Source organism: Streptococcus sp. HMSC073A12, assembly GCF_001812815.1.
Taxonomy (GTDB): domain Bacteria; phylum Bacillota; class Bacilli; order Lactobacillales; family Streptococcaceae; genus Streptococcus; species Streptococcus vaginalis.
In genome coordinates, this window is record NZ_KV810536.1 from 1 (window position 1) to 17727 (window position 17727).

Genomic DNA, 17727 nt, shown 5'->3' on the forward strand with positions numbered 1-17727 from the left:
AATATTTTTTGTCTAACTTTTTGGGGGCAGTACAATCTTGAATCAGCTTGAATCATAACATTATTTCAACAATTCTTGAACCGGATCAAAAATGATACGTTCAATATCAGCCAAGTAAATAGACAATTGTTGTTGTTTATTGAAAAATTCAGTCAGGGCAGGATTGCCTTGAATCTTATCCCCAAACGACTTCATCTTGTCTTGCACTTCTTGCATTGGCATTTGACCCGATTGCGCCATGCCTTGCAGTTCTTGCTGGAAAGCTAGATAGTCTTTTAAAAGACTCTTTGCTTCACTATCAGCATCTACTGCTTTTTTGCTTTCGACAACAGCTTTGTACTCAGGAAGGTCTCGCAGAGTACGGCTTAATTCATTTGCTAAATCATAAATATTTGACATAGTCTTCCTCCTTAATCTAAAAAGACTTGATAGTGTGTCTTTTCTCTTATTATTTTAGCAGATTTTTCTAAATCTTCGCGATTTTTAAAGGTGATTTGCAAAATTCCGTTAATATCTTCGCGATTTTCTTCGTTAATGTGAATATTGACAATGGATGTTCCCCTTAGAAGTTCCAACACTCCTAAAATAGCATCTTCTTCATCGGGAACATTGATAAAAATGTCATAAAAGCTATCCACACCTGCTCGTTTATGAATTTCCATAGCTTTTCGCACTTGGCGACCATGCTGAAAGAAATTCCAAATCACATCTTCATTTTTATTCTGAATGGCACCTGAAATGGTATCCAAGCGCTTCTTAAAATCCTCTATCCTCTCTAAAACGGCATCTGGATTTGTCAACAAAATCGAAGTCCACATGCTCGGCTCACTTTCTGCAATCCGTGTCATATCACGAAATCCCCCAGCAGCGAAATGCTGTGTCATCTCGTGTTGCTGAGTATAGGCAGCGGCTTGATCCATAAGACTAGAAGCGAGAATATGCGGAAAATGGCTAATTTGACTGGTGACCCGGTCATGCTCTTTAGCATCAATCTCAATAAACCGAGCATGTAGACCAGATAAGAGGTCTTCCATTTCTGCTATCGTGTCGTCTTTCGTCAAATGAGACGGAGTAAAAATATAATAGGCATTTTCAAAGAGGTTTACATCTGCTGCACTAGCACCTGATTTATGGCTACCAGCCATTGGATGAGCACCTATAAAGCGAATGGTTTTCTCCTTTAGAGCTTCTTCAGCAGCAGCTACAATTTCAGCTTTGGTAGAGCCTGCATCCGAGATAATCACATCTTTTTTCAAATCTAGAGTTGCTAATTGCCTGATAAACTCAATGGTTTGCTTGATAGGGACAGCAAGAATAATCACATCTGCCAGAGGAGCAAATTCAGCAAACTGGTCGGTCACTTGATCCACCATGCGTTTTTCAAGGGCAATTTTTCGAGATTCTTCTCCACGATTGTAACCTAAAATAGTATAGTCTGGATGATCACGTCGAATTCCAAGTGCGATTGATGAACCAATCAAACCAAGACCCACAATATAAATAACTTTCTTTTCCATGCTCACTCCTTTACTTTGGCTCAATGATAAATCCTAGAATAATCGACACCAAAATAATAACCATAACAACTGCTGTGAAAATCGTATACATTTTATCTTTTGTTTTGACAAAAATGATAAATGTTGAAATCACTCGAAAAATCGGTGTCAAAATAAGCATAAAAGCCCCCAGCAACATAAACGTCACTGCATCAAAAATGGAATGACTCTTTACATAGGCAACTGGATTAAACTGTTCCAAATTTTTTAAAGAAACGACCTGCTGACCACTAAAAAGGTAAAGAAACAAGCCAATAAACATAAAAAGAATGGAGAGAAAAATTCCCGCTCGGAGAATCTTCCCCATGACCAAATCCAGCTCTTCTTTTTCTTTTTGCATTTTATCTGTCATTGCATACCTCGTATAAACATCTGCACACCCAGAGCTAATAAAGCGACTAGAAAAATCCAGCGCAATACTTTTACAGGTACATAAGGCATGATGCGGCTTCCAATGAAAGAACCTGCTAAAACACCCAAGGCGATTGGTGTAACCAATACCGGGTTGATTTGTCCTATAAAAAGGTAAAAGATAGCTGAAGCCGTTCCTGTCACTCCCATCATAAAGTTAGAAGTTGCTGAACTAGCTTTTAAGGGCATTTTCATAACAGTATCCATGGCCAATACTTTGAAAGCACCCGCACCAATTCCTAAAAGCGCCGACATAACACCAGCAAAAAACATGACAACAGAGCCACCAGGAACATTGGTTACTTGGTACTTGATTGTTTGATTGAGACCTTTGTCAAAATATTCACCACCGAGATTTAATTTCTCTGCAATGGTATCATTGTGGCTCACAGTCTGAATTTCCTTTTTAGCACGAATCTTCTGGTACATATTAAATGCCTGAAAAAGCATGAGAGCTCCATAAAGTAAGAAAAGAATCTGTGAATTTGTTATTACTGATAACATCGCGCCTACAAAGGCTCCTAAAGTCGTAAAAATTTCTAAAAACATGGCAATTCGCAGATTGAGCATATCATCTTTGAGATAGGCAATCGCAGAACCTGAACTAGTCGCTAAAACCGCAATAATAGAAGCTCCGACTGCATATTTGATGTCTACTCCAAATAAAAGAGTGAGCACAGGCGTAATAACAATTCCACCTCCAAGTCCTAACAAAGCTCCCAAAATTCCTGCAAAAATTCCAACCAAAGTCATCGTAAAAATATAGGTGAGCATTAAAATCCTTTCACATAATTGCGGTATTGTTGAACAGCTTCTTTTAATTCTTCCAGATTATCCGAAGAGAATTTCTCCAAGACCTCAGTTGCAAGCACTGTTGCAACAACAGCTTCCATAACAACACCAGCAGCTGGAAGAGCTGTCGGATCGCTTCTCTCCACCGTTGCCTTATAAGGCTCATGTGTCTCAATATCAACGCTCATAAGTGGCTTGTAGAGAGTTGGTATTGGCTTCATCACTCCGCGCACTACGATAGGTTCTCCGTTGGTCATACCGCCCTCGAAACCACCTAGATTGTTAGTACGACGAGTAAAGCCGTCCTCTTTAGACCAGATTATTTCATCCATCACCTGACTGCCCTTAAGCCGCCCTGCTTCAAAACCAACTCCAAATTCCACACCTTTAAATGCATTGATAGAAACCACTCCTTGAGCAATTTTAGCATCTAGCTTTCTATCCCATTGAACATAGGAACCAAGCCCAACTGGCACACCACCGACAATGGTTTCAACAATTCCACCAATCGTGTCACCATCTTTCTTTATCTGATCAATATAGGCTTTAATTTCCTCTTCACGTTCTGGATTGACAATCGAAACTTCTGACTGACGAGCACGTTTCTTGATTTCAGAAACGGTCAGATTTTCCGGAACCTCAATGTCAATGCCACCGACAGTTACGATATGACTAGCTACCTCAACTCCGATTTCTTCTAAAAGACGCTTAGCAACAGCTCCCACCGCAACCCGCATGGTCGTTTCACGCGCAGAAGAGCGCTCCAATGAATTGCGCAAGTCGTCAAAACGATATTTCATACCACCGACCAAATCTGCATGACCTGGACGAGGTTTGGTAATCTTGCGCAGCCCTTTTTTCTTGTCCTCCACATCTGCTACATTCATGATGTCCAACCATTTTTGATGATCTAGATTGGTCACATTGAGTGTAATCGGCCCCCCCATGGTTCGCCCATGCCGAACACCAGAAGTAATTTCCACTTTGTCACTCTCTATTTTCATACGAGCTCCACGACCGTATCCGCCCTGACGACGTTTCAATTCTGCATTGATGTAGTCAGCTGTCAAAGGAAGCCCAGCTGGCACTCCTTCAATGATAGCTGTTAAACGCGGTCCATGTGACTCCCCAGCAGTTAAATATCTCATTCCGTTACCTCATCTGTTGTTGCTATTTAGCTCTTACTTTTCTAAATAATCTTTCATTTCTTCTAAAGAAATCTGATGAATAGCTGTCCTACCTAATTCTGGAACAATGACTAATTTGATTGTCTTGCCCCGAGCTTTCTTATCATGAAGTAAGGCATGATAGAGTTCTTCTTGTCGCCAAGGTTGATAATCAACTGGAAGCCCAAATTTGCGACACATATGCTCAATATCTGTGGTAATTCCTTTAGGCATCAGCCCCTTTTTTTCTGCTACACGCGCTACCTGAACCATTCCAATAGCCACAGCTTCTCCGTGCATGACTTTGCCATAACCAGCAGTCGCCTCCACTGCATGACCAATCGTATGTCCAAAATTTAGATAAAGGCGCACACCATTGTCAAGTTCGTCTTCCACTACTAGCTTTCGTTTGACATTGCAAGAATGATAGATGATACTTTCTGCGTGCTCCAAAATGGATTTTGGACTACCATCCATGTCAAATAGTTCCTGCCACAGCTCCACATCCTCAATCAAACCATACTTGATGACCTCTCCCATGCCTTCAATCAATTCACGTTGTCCTAAAGTTTTTAAAACATCTGGGTCAATCAGAACCCCGTCCGGCTGAGTAAAAGTACCCACCATATTCTTAGCCCACGGCGTATTGACTCCTGTTTTTCCACCAATCGAAGAATCTACCTGAGCTGTCAAACTCGTCGGTATCTGTACAAAATGAATACCTCGCATATAAGTTGAAGCTGCAAAGCCAGCCAAATCACCGACCACACCGCCACCCAAGGCAACAATACCATCACTGCGAGTCATCCCTACTTTAGCGAGAAATTCATAAACTTTATTGACTGTTGTTAAATTTTTACTAGCTTCACCTTCCAGAAAATCAAATACAAACACTTCAAAACCAGTAACTTCTAAGCTACATTTAACCGTTTCAGCATACAGACTTGCCACATGATTATCTGTGATAACAACGATCTTTTGAGCTGACCATAAACTTGCCAGCCATTCTCCAGCTTTGGCTAAAGTACCTTTTTCAATGACAATATCGTAAGGATGATTGGGAATATTCACATTTAATTTCATAGGCAACCCCTTATTTGTACTTTTTTTCCAGTGCCTGCCAAATTTCTTTAGTTGGCATTTTTTTTCCTGTCCACAATTTGAATGCTTCTGCCGCCTGATACAACAACATTCCCAAGCCATTCACTACTTCAACTTCTTGTCCTTTTGCCCATTTTAAAAATGGGGTTTCAAACGGCTGGTAAATCACATCTGCCACAAGAAGTGAATGTGGTAAACGAATACTGCTTGGTATCGGTAAAGCCTTACCGTCCATGCCTAAACTGGTCCCATTGACCAATAAAGCGGAAACATTAATTTTTTCTTGCAATAATTCTTGATTTTCTAATGGTAATACCCAAATCTTCGTTGCAGTTTTCTGCTGAATTTTCTTCATTTTCTGTGAAATGCGTTCAAAAGAGGAATGGCGCGTAAACACAAAAATCTCCTCAGCACCATCTAGAGCTGCCTGCACAATAATCGCTGTCGCAGCTCCACCAGCTCCAAGCATGACCATTTTTTTGCCTTTAATGACAAAAGAAGGCAAGCTCATAAAAAATCCCTTGCCATCTGTGTTATAACCAATCAATTTTCCATATTGATTCACGACAGTATTCACCGCCCCAATCATCTGCGCAGCAGGTGTCACTTCATCTAAAAAAGGAATCACAGCCTGTTTATAAGGCATAGACAAATTGATTCCAAACATATTATAGCGGCGAATATTTTCAACAGTTGCTTTCAAGTCATCCTGTGAGATTTCCCAAGCCACATAAACTCCATTAACACCCGTTTGCTCAAACGCTGCATTATGGATAAAAGGAGAAATACTGTGTTTGATTGGGTTGGCGACAACCGCCGCTAAACGAGTATAGCCGTCAATTTTCATTCAAAATCTCCTGAATTTGCTTCATATTGGCAAGAGAAATTTGACCTAGTGCACTGGATTCATCCAAGCTTGCAAACGACCAGCTTGAGCCTGTCAAATCTGCTGTTATCCGCGAAATCTTTCCAATTTGTCCCATGGAAATCGTTACAAAATCTTGATTTGGATTTAAAGTTTTAAAACCACGCGTATAGTTCATCAAGTCTAGTACATCTTGCTCGCTGCGCGCCATAACAGAAACTTTCACCACTTTTGGTGTCAAACTGGTCAATTCAGATAAAATTTCCATCATGTTTTCAGGCGTTTCTTCAAAATTATGATAGCTCAAAACAAGATTTGGAAAATCCAACATTTCCTCAAATCTATTTTTGTGAGAAAAATATTCAAAATCAATATAATCCGGCTGATAAATCGTTGAAATTTCCTTGATGGTAGAAATATATTCATCATCCGTCAATTCAATATTTCCACCTTCGTCAATTGTTCTCAAAGTGAAAATCAATTCACGCCCAGCAAATTTTTCAAAAATAGCAGGTGCAACGGTCAGAATATCATCTTTTGCTAAAAAATCAGCACGCCACTCAATAATGTCCGCATCATCATAACGCGAGCTATCAATGTTCTGAACTTCCTCTAAATTTTTCGGCATTACTGATACGACTAATTTCATTTGTCCACCTTAATGGTAAATACCTTGAGGTAATTACTTCTTTCATCTTTTTTATTATAAGTAAAATCTGCTGGTAAACCGTATTCTTTCAAATAACGGTGCTTTATTCTTGCAAAACCTTTTTCAATTTCTTTTTTAAACTTACTGCGTGAAATATTCGCAGCATTTGTACTAGCAATGATAATCCCTTGGGGATTTAAAATTTCCAAAGACTGAGCAATCAACTTATGATAATCCTTCGCCACAGAAAAAGTTTGTTTTTTATTTCTTGCAAAACTCGGCGGGTCTAACACAATTACATCATAAGTCAAACCATGTCGTTTTGCATATTTGAAATAGTCAAACACATCCATTACAAAGAATGTATGGTTGCTTAAGTCAAGATTATTCTCTCTAAAATGTGCTTCCGACAATTCACGACTGCGTTTTGCCAAATCAACAGAGGTCGTCTGGCTGGCTCCCCCCATGGCTGCCGCAACCGAAAAAGCTGCCGTGTAGGAAAACATATTTAACAGCGACTTGCCAGCTGCTAGACCGTCTACCAAGCTACCACGAATCTCATGCTGATCGAGGAAAATTCCCGTCATCAATCCATCGTTTAAAAACACTTGATAGCGAACACCATTTTCTAAAATCGTGAAAAATGCTGGTGCTTCTTGCCCATACAAATGAGCGGATTCAACATTCAAACCCTTGAAACGAATTTTCTCATACGCTCCTGTAACTTCTGGAAAGACCTGTTGAAATGCTTGAACAATGGTATCCTTAATTTCGTAAACAAAGAGATTATACCAAGAAAAAACAGCATATTCTTGATACAAATCTATTGTCAACCCACCAAAACCATCTCCTTCTTGATTAAAAAGGCGGTAAGCTGTTGTCTCTTTTGATTGTTGATAAACTTGTCGCTTTGCTTTCGCATGTTGGAATAACTGACAGAAAAACGAGACATCTAAAGTTACTTTCTTCTGTGAGATAAACCAGCCGATACCCTTGTTTTGCTCTGATAAGTATGCGATACCTACAAAATTTCCTTTTGCATTTACCAGTTCTACAACTTGATGATGAAAAGAAAGTGAAGGAAAATCTTGTTTTTCTAAAACAAATCGTCCTTTTTTTATGTTTTCTTCAGTATAAGAAGGAATCGTAAGCTGTTTCATAAACTCTATTATATCAAATGTTATGAATTTTCTCAAAAAAATGTACTACTTATTACAAAATGATTGCAAAAAATGTGTTCATACGTAAAAGTTCTATTTATTCTCAATAGATAAAAATCCTTTCTCTGTTTTTTATCTAGCAAAAGAAAATGCAACATTTTAAATTACCAACTTAAATCAAAAATATGTTATACTTAGTAGTGAAAATTTTAGGAAATAAGACAAGGAAGTATATATTTGTGAAAACTATGACTAGGAAGATACTCAACTTCATGAGTACAAGACTAGGTTTTGTCTTGACCTTACTGACTCTTTATTGGCTTAAAACCATGTGGGCCTATTCTGTTGATTTTAATCTAGATATTCAAGGCGCTTATCAAGTCTTTCTCTCTATCATCAATCCTCTTCCATTAGGATTATTACTGATTGGGCTAGCACTTTATATTAAGAGAACCAAGGTTTTTTACATTCTCGCAGTTACGCTTTACATTTTATTATTTGTTTGGCTCATTTCAAATTCAATCTATTATCGCGAGTTTAGTGATTTTGTCACTGTTAATACCATGCTCGCTTCAAGTAGTGTTTCTGCTGGTCTAGGAGAAGCTGCTCTTGAGTTATTTAGACCTGGAGATTTGATTTACATCATTGATTTTCCAATCTTAGGTTTTCTTTTCTATAAGAAATGGATTCGTTTGGATGATCGGTCGTTCAATAAACGAGCTAGCTTTGCTATTACTGCTCTGTCTAGTATGCTTTTTTCAGCCAACCTCTTTTTGGCAGAAATTGATCGTCCAGAATTATTGACACGCGGCTTCTCCAATTATTATGTTGTCCGCGCCCTAGGGTTGCCAGCCTTTCTTGGCTATAGTGCTAATCAGACTTATGGTGCCAACAAAGAACGCTCTAAAGCAAGTGCTGAAGATTTGAAACCAGTTGAAGAATACGTCAAGTCACACTATGCCGAGCCAAATAAAGAGTATTACGGAATTGCTAAAGGTAGAAATGTCATCTATCTTCATTTAGAAAGTTTCCAACAATTCCTGATCGGCTATAAATTAAAGTCTGATGGCAAAGAATACGAAGTAACACCTTTCCTCAACTCACTATATCATTCCAACTCAACTTTTGCTTTTTCTAATATCTTTAATCAAGTAAAAGCCGGAAAAACATCTGATGCAGAAACCATGCTAGAAACTGGTTTGTTTGGTCTTAATCAGGGTTCCTTTATGGTAAACTATGGCGGAACAAACACGCAACAAGCTGCTCCGTATATTCTCTCAAAAAATGGATATAATTCTAGTGCCGTTTTCCACGGAAATGCTGGTAGCTTCTGGAATCGAAACACCACTTACAAACAATGGGGATATAACTATTTCTTCGATTCTTCTTACTTCTCTAAGCAAGACAAAACAAATTCATTCCAATACGGTCTGAACGATAAGATTATGTTCAAAGATTCTATTAAATATCTTGAACATTTGCAACAACCATTTTATGCAAAATATATCACCGTTTCTAATCACTATCCCTATACAACTAGTTTGATTGGAGACGAGACTGGTTTCCCACTTGCTTCGACCAAAGATGAAACAATCAATGGTTATTTTGCAACGGCCAATTATCTAGATTCTGCCGTTAAATCATTCTTTGACTACTTAAAAGCGTCTGGTCTTTATGAGAATTCAATCATCGTTCTTTATGGTGATCACTACGGTATCTCTAATTCACGGAACCCTTCGCTAGCGCCATTACTAGGCAAAAACTCTGAAACTTGGTCTAGCTACGACAATGCCATGCTGCAAAGAGTTCCTTATATGGTTGTTATTCCTGGTATGACAAAAGGAAAAGTCGTTAATACCTATGGCGGACAAGTTGACCTCTTGCCTACTTTAGAACATTTGCTCGGTATTGATTCTAAACAATACTTGCAAGTCGGTCAAGATTTGTTATCATCTAAACATCAACAAACCGTTGCCTTTCGTTCATCAAACTATTTTGTAACTCCTAAGTATACTAGCTACAGTGGACGTACTTACTACACAGAAACAGGAGAAGAAATTACCAATCCAGATGAAACAACTAAGGCAGAATTGGAAAAAATCCGCAATACAACCAATGAGCAGTTGAAAATGAGTGACCTGATTCAAACCGGAGACTTGCTTCGCTTCTATACTGGAAATGATTTAGGAAAAGTGAACCCTAAGGATTATTCTTACACTAATTCACTTAAATCATTATTATCTATTGAAAAGAAAAAAGGTGATGAATCTACAAGTCTTTATAACAAACGAGGTGGTAATTCAACTGTTGATCTGTTTAATTCCCCAAGCTATCGTGCTCTTCACCCTGAACAATTTGAATCAACAAGTAACGATTCTTCCTCATCAACAGAAGAATCCAGTTCTTCTTCTAAATAACCAAAAATCCCATACAAGTAAAATGAACTGTATGGGATTTTATAATGAAAGAAAGCACTCAATCTATCAATGTTTTGATGACTTGATTGACCCGATCAAAGAAAAATTGCTCCTCGTCATAAGTAATGCCTGTTGCTTTTGCCAACAAAATCAATATTTCCATAAAAAATTGAGAAGAAAATCCAGTAGTGGAATGCAATTCTTCTCCATCAAAATGTTTAATCAAATGCGCCAATGGGTTCCGAACGGATTTCTCCAACTTTCGTAGTTCTTTGACCATGATTTTAACTTGCTCTGGTAAATCCAACAGTAAAATCAAGCTAGCCAGACTCGAAGAATGAACTGGACTTTCAGCATGAAAAGTGCTCAAAATGGGGTGTCCTGTATTTTTCATCTTATCAAAATTCCAACGATCGTAACTCGCTTCTCTGGAATTATGAATGTAGGATTCAATATCAGGAATTTCCAGCTTGATCAAACGCATAAAAATCCGATAAATAGCTGGACTAACAGCACGAATAAAATCAATCACCTGTTCGTTTTTGAGCTTTGCTTCTAAGTCATATAGGTAGTTTGCTAATTGTTCATCTTCCTCAGAAGCATGACAAAAAAGTTGAAAATCATTTCTAATTTCCAACTGACATTCCATAGCAGGGCGGATATTCAACTCTCTCCGCTCTGCCATGATATACAAAAGTTCAACTAGCTTTGATTCTGCATCATTCAGTCTTTGAGCTAATTTATAAGCATGAGCATAATCATAGCGAGAAATAGCATACACTATTTCTTCTTTTAGATCTAAATTTCCATGCATCACTCTGAAATAATCGTTTCTAAGCCGACTTTCATCATATCTGTGAAAGTCGTTTGTCGTTCTTCTGCTGTTGTATCTTCATCTGGATTCACCAAGCTATCTGAAATAGTCATAATACCGAGTGCTTCAACATTATATTGAGCAGCTAAATAATAAAGAGCTGCCGCTTCCATTTCCACAGCCAGAACCCCCATTTTACCAAGTTCAATATTTTTTTCACCATAGTTTGAGTAGAAAACATCTGATGATAAAACACTTCCAACATGCGTAGTCATACCAAAATCCTTGGCAAGGTGATAAGCCTTATCTAAAAGACGAAAACTTGCAATTTGCGGAAAGTCATATTGAGGCCAATCATTACGAATGATATTTGAATTTGTCGCTGCTGCTTGCGCTAATACCAATTCACGTACATGAACATCTTTATTCAACGAACCAGCCGTTCCTACACGAATTAAACGTTTCACGCCATAGTTAACAATCAACTCATGAGCATAGATAGAAATAGACGGAATTCCCATTCCAGTTCCCATAACACTAACACGATGCCCCTTATAAGTCCCTGTATAACCAAACATGTTGCGAACTTCATTAAAACATACAGCATCTTCTAAAAAGTTTTCGGCAATAAATTTGGCACGGAGTGGGTCTCCAGGTAGTAAAATTTTATCGGCAATTTCGCCTTGTTTTGCTGCAATATGGATTGACATAAGTAAGATACCAAGCCCGTCAAAAACCCAAACTGAAAAGTACAAGCGCTAAAAAACTTTTCTTAGGAGCTTATTCATCCCAGAAAGGATTACGTGCGGGTTTTATTCCTTTCGTTTCTAGTTGAGTTCAGAAAGAGATGTGATTGTAAGCTCAATCTTCGACTCTTTTTACATTTATGTTTTTTATAGTTCTGCAAGGATTGCTTTTACAAGTCCTTTGAAGTCTTCTTTGATTCGTTCAGTCACTTCCACCACTTCTTCATGGTTTAGATCGCTTTGGAAACCAGCTGAAAAATTTGTGATAGCAGAAATTCCCAATACTTTCAATCCTGAGTGGGCTGCCACAATTACTTCTGGAACAGTTGACATACCGACAGCGCTAGCTCCTAAGGTTTGGAAAGCGCGGATTTCAGCTGGCGTTTCATAGGTTGGACCGGTAACACCCAGATAAACTCCTTCTTTCAAGTCAACACCTAATTTTTCGGCTACAGCATGCGCTTTTTCACGATAAACTTTTGTATAAGCATCAGACATGTCTGGGAAGCGTGGTCCAAATTCGTCCAAATTCGCTCCAATCAAAGGATTTTGCCCCGTCAGATTGATATGGTCTGAAATAGCCATTAACGTCCCTGGACCATATCCAATCCCTCCAGCGGCATTGGTAACAATGACACCTTCACAACCTAGCGCTTTCATTACACGGACAGGGAAAGTAACTACTTCCATTGGATTTCCTTCGTAAAAATGAAAACGTCCTTGCAAAGCCAGTACTTTCCGACCTGCTAAGTCGCCATAAACCAATTTACCAGCATGCCCCACCACTGTTGAGCGACCCCAATTTGGAATGCCTGCATAGTCAATGCTGATAGCATTTTCAATCTCACCAGCTAATTCTCCCAAACCAGAACCGAGAATCAAACCAAATTCTGGTGCGGTAATTCCTTTATCTTTTAAAAACTGTGCTGTTTCGTTAATTTTATCCATTATATTCATATCTTTATCCTTTTATATCTTTTTTAATTTTCACTCGAAAAATGTTGAATGACACAATTACGCTCCACTCTTAAGAGCATATTCGAATCTTTCTTATTCTTTTTGAACATCAGCATTTAGTGCAATACTAATTCGGACTGAATCCATGACAATGACATAAATATAATAACATGTGACATAAAATTCTATTCTCCTTTTGATTTGGTTGATTTTAAAATTTGCACGCCATTTCTTCCAGCAACAATGACCATATCCACCATTTGATTAAAGAGTCCATGTTCTACAACACCAACTACATGATCTAGCTTTTGCCCAAATTCGACTGGATTTTCAATCACGCCTAAGTCAAGATCAATAATGAAATTCTGCATATCCGTGACATAGCGCTGCCCATTTTTTTCACGAAATGACGGTTTATAGCCTGCATGTTCAAAACGATGGAAAAGCTGTTCTGCTCCGTATTGTACGACTTCTACAGGCAATTTGAAAGTACCTAATTTACCAACCATTTTACTTTCATCAACTACCCAAATGTAGGTTTTGGTCGGAGTTGCGACAACTTTTTCCATAAGCAGAGCGCCGCCACCGCCTTTGATGCCATTGAAGTCAGTATCCACCTCATCAGCTCCGTCAACGGTCACGTCTACTTCATCTACTTCATCAATTGATTTCAAAGGAATACCTAAACGCCGAGCTTGTTCACTCGTTGTGCTTGAAGTTGTAACTGCTGTTATTTTCAGTCCTTCTTCCTTGATACGCCGTCCAACTTCTTCCACAAAATAATAGGCAGTCGAACCCGTTCCTAAACCAACTATCATACCGTCTTTTACATATTCTGCAGCTTTGATTCCTGCCATTTTTTTGAGGTTTTCCATTTTTGCTCCTTTATTCAATCTGCTTCTAGTATACCATGATTTGCCAACTTTAGCACCCAAAAAATGAAACTACTTTCTTTTTAAATGATCCCTTTTTTACAAACATTCTAAAATCTGAATATTCTATTTTTCTTGATTATAAAACACCAAAAATTCCAGATTTTCTTTGCTATAATTTGATATATCAAGCGAATAAACGAATGATATTTGAAGCTTTCTTAAAATTTATTTTATTGTATTAAAAAGAGATGATGAATTTATTTGAGCAAAAACAGCATGTAAAAATCTTGCGACGAACTTTGTTTTGCGTTACAATGAATATAGATTGCATAAACACATTATAAGGATTAAATTGATGATAACCAAAGAATTTGATACGATTGCTGCCATTTCCACTCCTCTTGGTGAAGGAGCTATCGGCATTGTTAGACTGAGCGGGACGAATAGCTTTGCCATTGCTCAAAAAATCTTCAAAGGAAAAGATTTAAGTACGGTTGCCAGTCACACACTAAATTATGGGCATATTATTGACCCAGAAAAAAACGAAATTTTAGATGAAGTTATGATTGGAGCTATGCGTTCTCCTAAAACCTTCACACGTGAAGACGTGATTGAGATTAACACCCACGGAGGGATTGCTGTGACCAACGAAATTCTCCAATTAGCCATTCGAGAAGGAGCTAGAATGGCAGAACCTGGTGAATTTACCAAACGCGCTTTTCTCAATGGACGTGTGGATTTGACGCAAGCAGAGGCTATTATGGACATTATTCGAGCAAAAACGGACAAAGCCATGAATATCGCCGTCAAACAACTGGACGGCTCTCTATCTGATCTCATTAACAACACACGTCAGGAAATTCTTAACACACTAGCTCAAGTTGAGGTCAATATTGACTATCCAGAATATGATGACGTTGAGGAAATGACTACCAAATTGTTGCGTGAAAAAACAGCTGAATTTGAAAAACTGCTGACTCAACTTTTAAAAACAGCTCGCCGCGGTAAGATTCTACGCGAAGGAATTTCGACTGCCATTATTGGTCGCCCAAACGTTGGCAAATCTAGTCTCCTTAACAACCTGCTCCGTGAGGACAAGGCTATTGTGACAGATATTGCCGGAACCACTCGCGATGTCATTGAAGAATATGTCAACATCAACGGAGTGCCACTTAAGTTGATTGATACTGCGGGTATTCGTGATACAGATGATATTGTAGAACAAATCGGAGTAGAGCGTTCCAAAAAAGCGCTCCAAGACGCTGACCTTGTGCTTCTTGTGTTAAATGCTAGCGAGCCATTGACAGAACAAGACCGCAAACTTCTAGAAATCAGTCAAGACACCAACCGTATCTTGCTACTCAATAAAACTGACTTAGAAGAAAAGATTGAAGTTGACCAGCTTCCCGATAACTTTATCAAGATTTCTGTTCTTCAAAATCAAAATATTGATAAAATCGAAGAACGAATCAACCAACTTTTCTTTAAAAATGCAGGCATTGTAGAACAAGACGCTACTTATCTCTCTAACGCTCGCCATATTTCTCTGATTGAAAAAGCTGTCGAAAGTCTCCAAGCTGTCAATGAGGGACTGGATTTAGGAATGCCTGTTGACTTAGTGCAAGTAGATTTGACTCGGACGTGGGAAATCCTGGGTGAAATAACAGGTGACGCCGCTCCTGATGAACTCATTAGCCAACTTTTCAGCCAATTTTGTTTGGGAAAATAATAGTAAACAAATTCGAACAAAAACAAGTAAGCTCTATGATTTCTATAGGAATAACCTTAGAAATCATAGAGCTTCTTACTTTTCATCAAAAAGAGAATAAGACAGAACTAAAAATTTTAAATGTTTAGTTCGTAGTTTTAACCTTTCATTACTAAACCGATAAAATGGCAGAAACTTCATTCTCATAGAGCAGACACAATATTATGCTCTGATTGTCATGAATGGAGAACCTTCTGTATTGTCAGTTGGCTCCAAACTCCGTACTCTAAATAAATAATCTACTGAATAATAGCCATTATTATTAGCATTATACGGATACATTACGTAAGTCATTCCGTTGTTATAGCCCCTCATGACTAGCTCATGCGTAACAGGATAATTTGCAAATACACTAGTTCCTACTGCACCAAGCACATGGTGTCCCATAGCAAGCGCTTCTCGCACAGCTGCGGTTGAACCTAAAACATCCGTTTTCAACCCCCAATGTCGAGCTGCTAATACAATACCATGGATCGTTGTGCCGTAGCTTCTCTTATTGAATTCATTCGTAGAATGATAGAGATAATCTGCCACAGTCGTTGGTAAAACAGTCTGTCCTGTAATACCAGAAATTGCCATAGCGACCGTTGTTGGAACGCAGCCCGTTGCAGCAAATGTGTAGCCTCCATAAGTTCGTCCTGCCCAACGACCATCACGTTAAGAAAAATATGGTGTCGGATAAGACGTTTTAGAAACTTATACTGTGGTGCCCGCCACTCCAACGATTTTACCATTGTTTTGAATGTAATACAAATGAACATTGTATTTGCCGGTTGAGTTCTTATGGTCACTCGCTTTGACAGTTATCTTATAGGTACCATCAGCTCGTTTTGCAGCAGTATACCAAATGATGTCATCTTGACCATTTACACTAGACCACGTTGGCAGCTTCACTTCACGAACACCATTAGGGCTGGAAACATTAGACACTACCACGTCAAATGTTCCTGTTTTAGAATTATTATTTTGGATCGTGATTTTTCCAGTTGGTTTAAGGTTTTCCCCAGAAATTGTCACATTGGTTGATGTACCGCCTACTCCAATCAATGTTCCATTGTTTTGAACATAGTACAAATGAATATAGTACAAACCGGCTGAATTCTTATGATCACTTGCTTTAATGAATGCCTTATAAGTTCCATTGGCCTGTCTAGTAGCAGTGTACCAGATAATATCGTCCTGACCATTGACATTAGACCAGGTCGGTAATTTCACTTCACGGACACCATCTGGATTAGAAACGTTGGAGACAATTACTTCAAAAGTTCCTTTATTAACGTCTTTATTTTGAATTGTTAATGTACCTTTTGGACGTGCAATTGAAACTTCTGTCGTTGTGCCACCAATCCCAACGATTTTACCATTTCCTTGGATATAGTAAAGATGAATATGGTACAAACCTGTGCTTCTTTTATGGTCACTCGCTTTGACAGTTGCTTTGTAAGTCCCATTGGCCTGTCTAGTAGCGGTATACCAGATAATATCATCCTGACCATTGACATTAGACCAGGTCGGTACTTTCACTTCACGAACGCCGTAAGGGCTAGAAACACCTGAGACAATCACATCAAAGGTTCCTGTATTAGGATTATTATTCGCAATTGTAAGATTGCCTTTTGCTCTTGCTAAAGATACATTTACTTGTGTTCCTGCTACTCCAACGATTTCGCCATTGCCTTGGATATAATACAGATGAACATTATATAGACCTGTTGAATATTTGTGATCACTTACCTTGACGGTCGTCTTATACGTTCCATCGGCTTGTTTTTTAGCAGTATACCAGATAATGTCGTCTTGACCATCTACATTAGACCAAGTCGGTAATTTCACTTCACGAACACCATCTGGACTGGAAACACCTGAGACAATCACATCAAAGGTTCCTGCGTCAGGATTGTTATTCGCGATAGTCAAAGTACCTTTAGGATGCGCAATCGAAACTGTTGTCGTTGTCCCTGTTACTCCTACCAACTGATTATTTTCTTGGATATAATATACATGAATATTATACTCTCCAGTTGATTTTTTATGATCAGTCGCTTTAACTGTTACTTTGTAAGTTCCATTGGCTTGTTTCTTAGCAGTATACCAGATAATATCATCTTGACCACCGATGCTGGACCAAGTTGGAACTTTCACTTCACGAACGCCATAAGGACTAGAAACATTGGAAATAAGGACATCAAAAGTTCCTGTGTCAGGATTATTATTAGCAATAGTCACTTTTCCTTGAGGTCGTCCAAATGAAAGCTCGGTAGTTGTTCCACCTACGCCAACCAATTTCCCATTATTTTGAATGTAATAAAGGTGAATGTGATAGAGTCCTGTAGAAAATTTGTGATCTACTGCTCTTACTGTTACTTTATAGGTTCCATCAGCCTGTTTAGCAGCTGTATACCAAATAATGTCATCTTGACCATTGACATTAGACCAGGTCGGTACTTTCA

The 17727-nt window shown here is 38.6% G+C and carries 15 protein-coding genes and 1 pseudogene; 2 read left to right on the plus strand and 14 right to left on the minus strand.

Annotated features, from left to right (window positions below; genetic code table 11):
* Positions 1-60: 60 nt before the first annotated feature.
* Genes HMPREF2876_RS04075 through HMPREF2876_RS04115 form a run of 9 tightly spaced genes read right to left on the minus strand, consistent with a single transcriptional unit; the run spans position 61 to position 7700 of the window.
* Positions 61-399: a YlbF/YmcA family competence regulator gene (locus tag HMPREF2876_RS04075; RefSeq protein WP_024053066.1), complete on the minus strand. Its 339-nt coding sequence runs from the start codon at positions 397-399 to the stop codon at positions 61-63.
* Positions 400-410: 11 nt separating this feature from the next.
* Complete coding sequence (locus HMPREF2876_RS04080; RefSeq protein WP_024053065.1) at positions 411-1517, minus strand: prephenate dehydrogenase; 1107 nt, start codon at positions 1515-1517, stop codon at positions 411-413.
* Positions 1518-1527: 10 nt separating this feature from the next.
* Complete coding sequence (locus HMPREF2876_RS04085; RefSeq protein WP_024053064.1) at positions 1528-1908, minus strand: DUF1634 domain-containing protein; 381 nt, start codon at positions 1906-1908, stop codon at positions 1528-1530.
* Positions 1905-2741 carry a sulfite exporter TauE/SafE family protein gene (locus HMPREF2876_RS04090; protein ID WP_003023965.1) on the minus strand — a complete coding sequence of 279 codons (837 nt, stop codon included), beginning with the start codon at positions 2739-2741 and terminating at the stop codon, positions 1905-1907. Before HMPREF2876_RS04090 ends, HMPREF2876_RS04085 begins: the two co-directional genes overlap by 4 nt.
* A complete protein-coding gene (gene aroC / locus HMPREF2876_RS04095) occupies positions 2741-3907 on the minus strand; it encodes a chorismate synthase (RefSeq protein ID WP_024053063.1) in 1167 nt (388 codons plus the stop codon). The genes HMPREF2876_RS04090 and aroC overlap by 1 nt, the downstream gene beginning before the upstream one ends.
* Before the next feature lie 33 nt (positions 3908-3940).
* On the minus strand, positions 3941-5008 hold the full coding sequence (gene aroB, locus HMPREF2876_RS04100; protein ID WP_070584245.1) for a 3-dehydroquinate synthase: 1068 nt from the start codon (positions 5006-5008) through the stop codon (positions 3941-3943).
* A gap of 10 nt (positions 5009-5018) precedes the next feature.
* Positions 5019-5873: a shikimate dehydrogenase gene (locus tag HMPREF2876_RS04105; protein ID WP_024053061.1), complete on the minus strand. Its 855-nt coding sequence runs from the start codon at positions 5871-5873 to the stop codon at positions 5019-5021.
* Positions 5863-6540 carry a type I 3-dehydroquinate dehydratase gene (gene aroD / locus HMPREF2876_RS04110; RefSeq protein ID WP_024053060.1) on the minus strand — a complete coding sequence of 226 codons (678 nt, stop codon included), beginning with the start codon at positions 6538-6540 and terminating at the stop codon, positions 5863-5865. Before aroD ends, HMPREF2876_RS04105 begins: the two co-directional genes overlap by 11 nt.
* Entirely contained in the window at positions 6537-7700 is a 1164-nt protein-coding gene (locus HMPREF2876_RS04115) for a class I SAM-dependent rRNA methyltransferase (RefSeq protein WP_024053059.1), read from the minus strand. Before HMPREF2876_RS04115 ends, aroD begins: the two co-directional genes overlap by 4 nt.
* Before the next feature lie 248 nt (positions 7701-7948).
* Here HMPREF2876_RS04115 and HMPREF2876_RS04120 point away from each other — a divergent pair, with 248 nt between their 5' ends.
* Positions 7949-10117 carry an LTA synthase family protein gene (locus HMPREF2876_RS04120; protein ID WP_280921333.1) on the plus strand — a complete coding sequence of 723 codons (2169 nt, stop codon included), beginning with the start codon at positions 7949-7951 and terminating at the stop codon, positions 10115-10117.
* Positions 10118-10175: 58 nt separating this feature from the next.
* Here HMPREF2876_RS04120 and HMPREF2876_RS04125 read toward each other — a convergent pair whose 3' ends face one another.
* The 4 genes from HMPREF2876_RS04125 to rpiA form a co-directional block, all read right to left on the minus strand.
* Entirely contained in the window at positions 10176-10931 is a 756-nt protein-coding gene (locus tag HMPREF2876_RS04125; protein ID WP_024053057.1) for a histidine protein kinase, read from the minus strand.
* Positions 10931-11641 (minus strand): purine-nucleoside phosphorylase, encoded by a 711-nt coding sequence (gene deoD, locus HMPREF2876_RS04130; RefSeq protein WP_024053056.1) that lies wholly within the window; start codon positions 11639-11641, stop codon positions 10931-10933. Before deoD ends, HMPREF2876_RS04125 begins: the two co-directional genes overlap by 1 nt.
* Before the next feature lie 183 nt (positions 11642-11824).
* A complete protein-coding gene (locus HMPREF2876_RS04135; RefSeq protein ID WP_070241797.1) occupies positions 11825-12634 on the minus strand; it encodes a purine-nucleoside phosphorylase in 810 nt (269 codons plus the stop codon).
* Between the two features lie 185 nt (positions 12635-12819).
* Complete coding sequence (rpiA, locus tag HMPREF2876_RS04140) at positions 12820-13509, minus strand: ribose-5-phosphate isomerase RpiA (protein WP_024053054.1); 690 nt, start codon at positions 13507-13509, stop codon at positions 12820-12822.
* A 355-nt stretch (positions 13510-13864) separates the two neighbouring features.
* On the opposite strand from rpiA, the gene mnmE reads away from it, so the two are divergent.
* Positions 13865-15238, plus strand: a complete 1374-nt coding sequence (gene mnmE, locus HMPREF2876_RS04145) for a tRNA uridine-5-carboxymethylaminomethyl(34) synthesis GTPase MnmE (protein ID WP_070584249.1) — start codon at positions 13865-13867, stop codon at positions 15236-15238.
* 201 nt (positions 15239-15439) lie between these two features.
* On the opposite strand, the pseudogene HMPREF2876_RS04155 reads toward mnmE, so the two are convergent.
* Positions 15440-17727: pseudogene (locus tag HMPREF2876_RS04155) on the minus strand (GBS Bsp-like repeat-containing protein); the annotation flags it as partial.

Coding starts and splice junctions, on each gene's coding strand:
- HMPREF2876_RS04075 (WP_024053066.1), bottom strand. CDS start 399: ATGTCAAATATTTATGATTTAGCAAATGAATTAAGCCGTACTCTGCGA.
- HMPREF2876_RS04080 (WP_024053065.1), bottom strand. CDS start 1,517: ATGGAAAAGAAAGTTATTTATATTGTGGGTCTTGGTTTGATTGGTTCA.
- HMPREF2876_RS04085 (WP_024053064.1), bottom strand. CDS start 1,908: ATGACAGATAAAATGCAAAAAGAAAAAGAAGAGCTGGATTTGGTCATG.
- HMPREF2876_RS04090 (WP_003023965.1), bottom strand. CDS start 2,741: ATGCTCACCTATATTTTTACGATGACTTTGGTTGGAATTTTTGCAGGA.
- aroC (WP_024053063.1), bottom strand. CDS start 3,907: ATGAGATATTTAACTGCTGGGGAGTCACATGGACCGCGTTTAACAGCT.
- aroB (WP_070584245.1), bottom strand. CDS start 5,008: ATGAAATTAAATGTGAATATTCCCAATCATCCTTACGATATTGTCATT.
- HMPREF2876_RS04105 (WP_024053061.1), bottom strand. CDS start 5,873: ATGAAAATTGACGGCTATACTCGTTTAGCGGCGGTTGTCGCCAACCCA.
- aroD (WP_024053060.1), bottom strand. CDS start 6,540: ATGAAATTAGTCGTATCAGTAATGCCGAAAAATTTAGAGGAAGTTCAG.
- HMPREF2876_RS04115 (WP_024053059.1), bottom strand. CDS start 7,700: ATGAAACAGCTTACGATTCCTTCTTATACTGAAGAAAACATAAAAAAA.
- HMPREF2876_RS04120 (WP_280921333.1), top strand. CDS start 7,949: ATGACTAGGAAGATACTCAACTTCATGAGTACAAGACTAGGTTTTGTC.
- HMPREF2876_RS04125 (WP_024053057.1), bottom strand. CDS start 10,931: ATGCATGGAAATTTAGATCTAAAAGAAGAAATAGTGTATGCTATTTCT.
- deoD (WP_024053056.1), bottom strand. CDS start 11,641: ATGTCAATCCATATTGCAGCAAAACAAGGCGAAATTGCCGATAAAATT.
- HMPREF2876_RS04135 (WP_070241797.1), bottom strand. CDS start 12,634: ATGAATATAATGGATAAAATTAACGAAACAGCACAGTTTTTAAAAGAT.
- rpiA (WP_024053054.1), bottom strand. CDS start 13,509: ATGGAAAACCTCAAAAAAATGGCAGGAATCAAAGCTGCAGAATATGTA.
- mnmE (WP_070584249.1), top strand. CDS start 13,865: ATGATAACCAAAGAATTTGATACGATTGCTGCCATTTCCACTCCTCTT.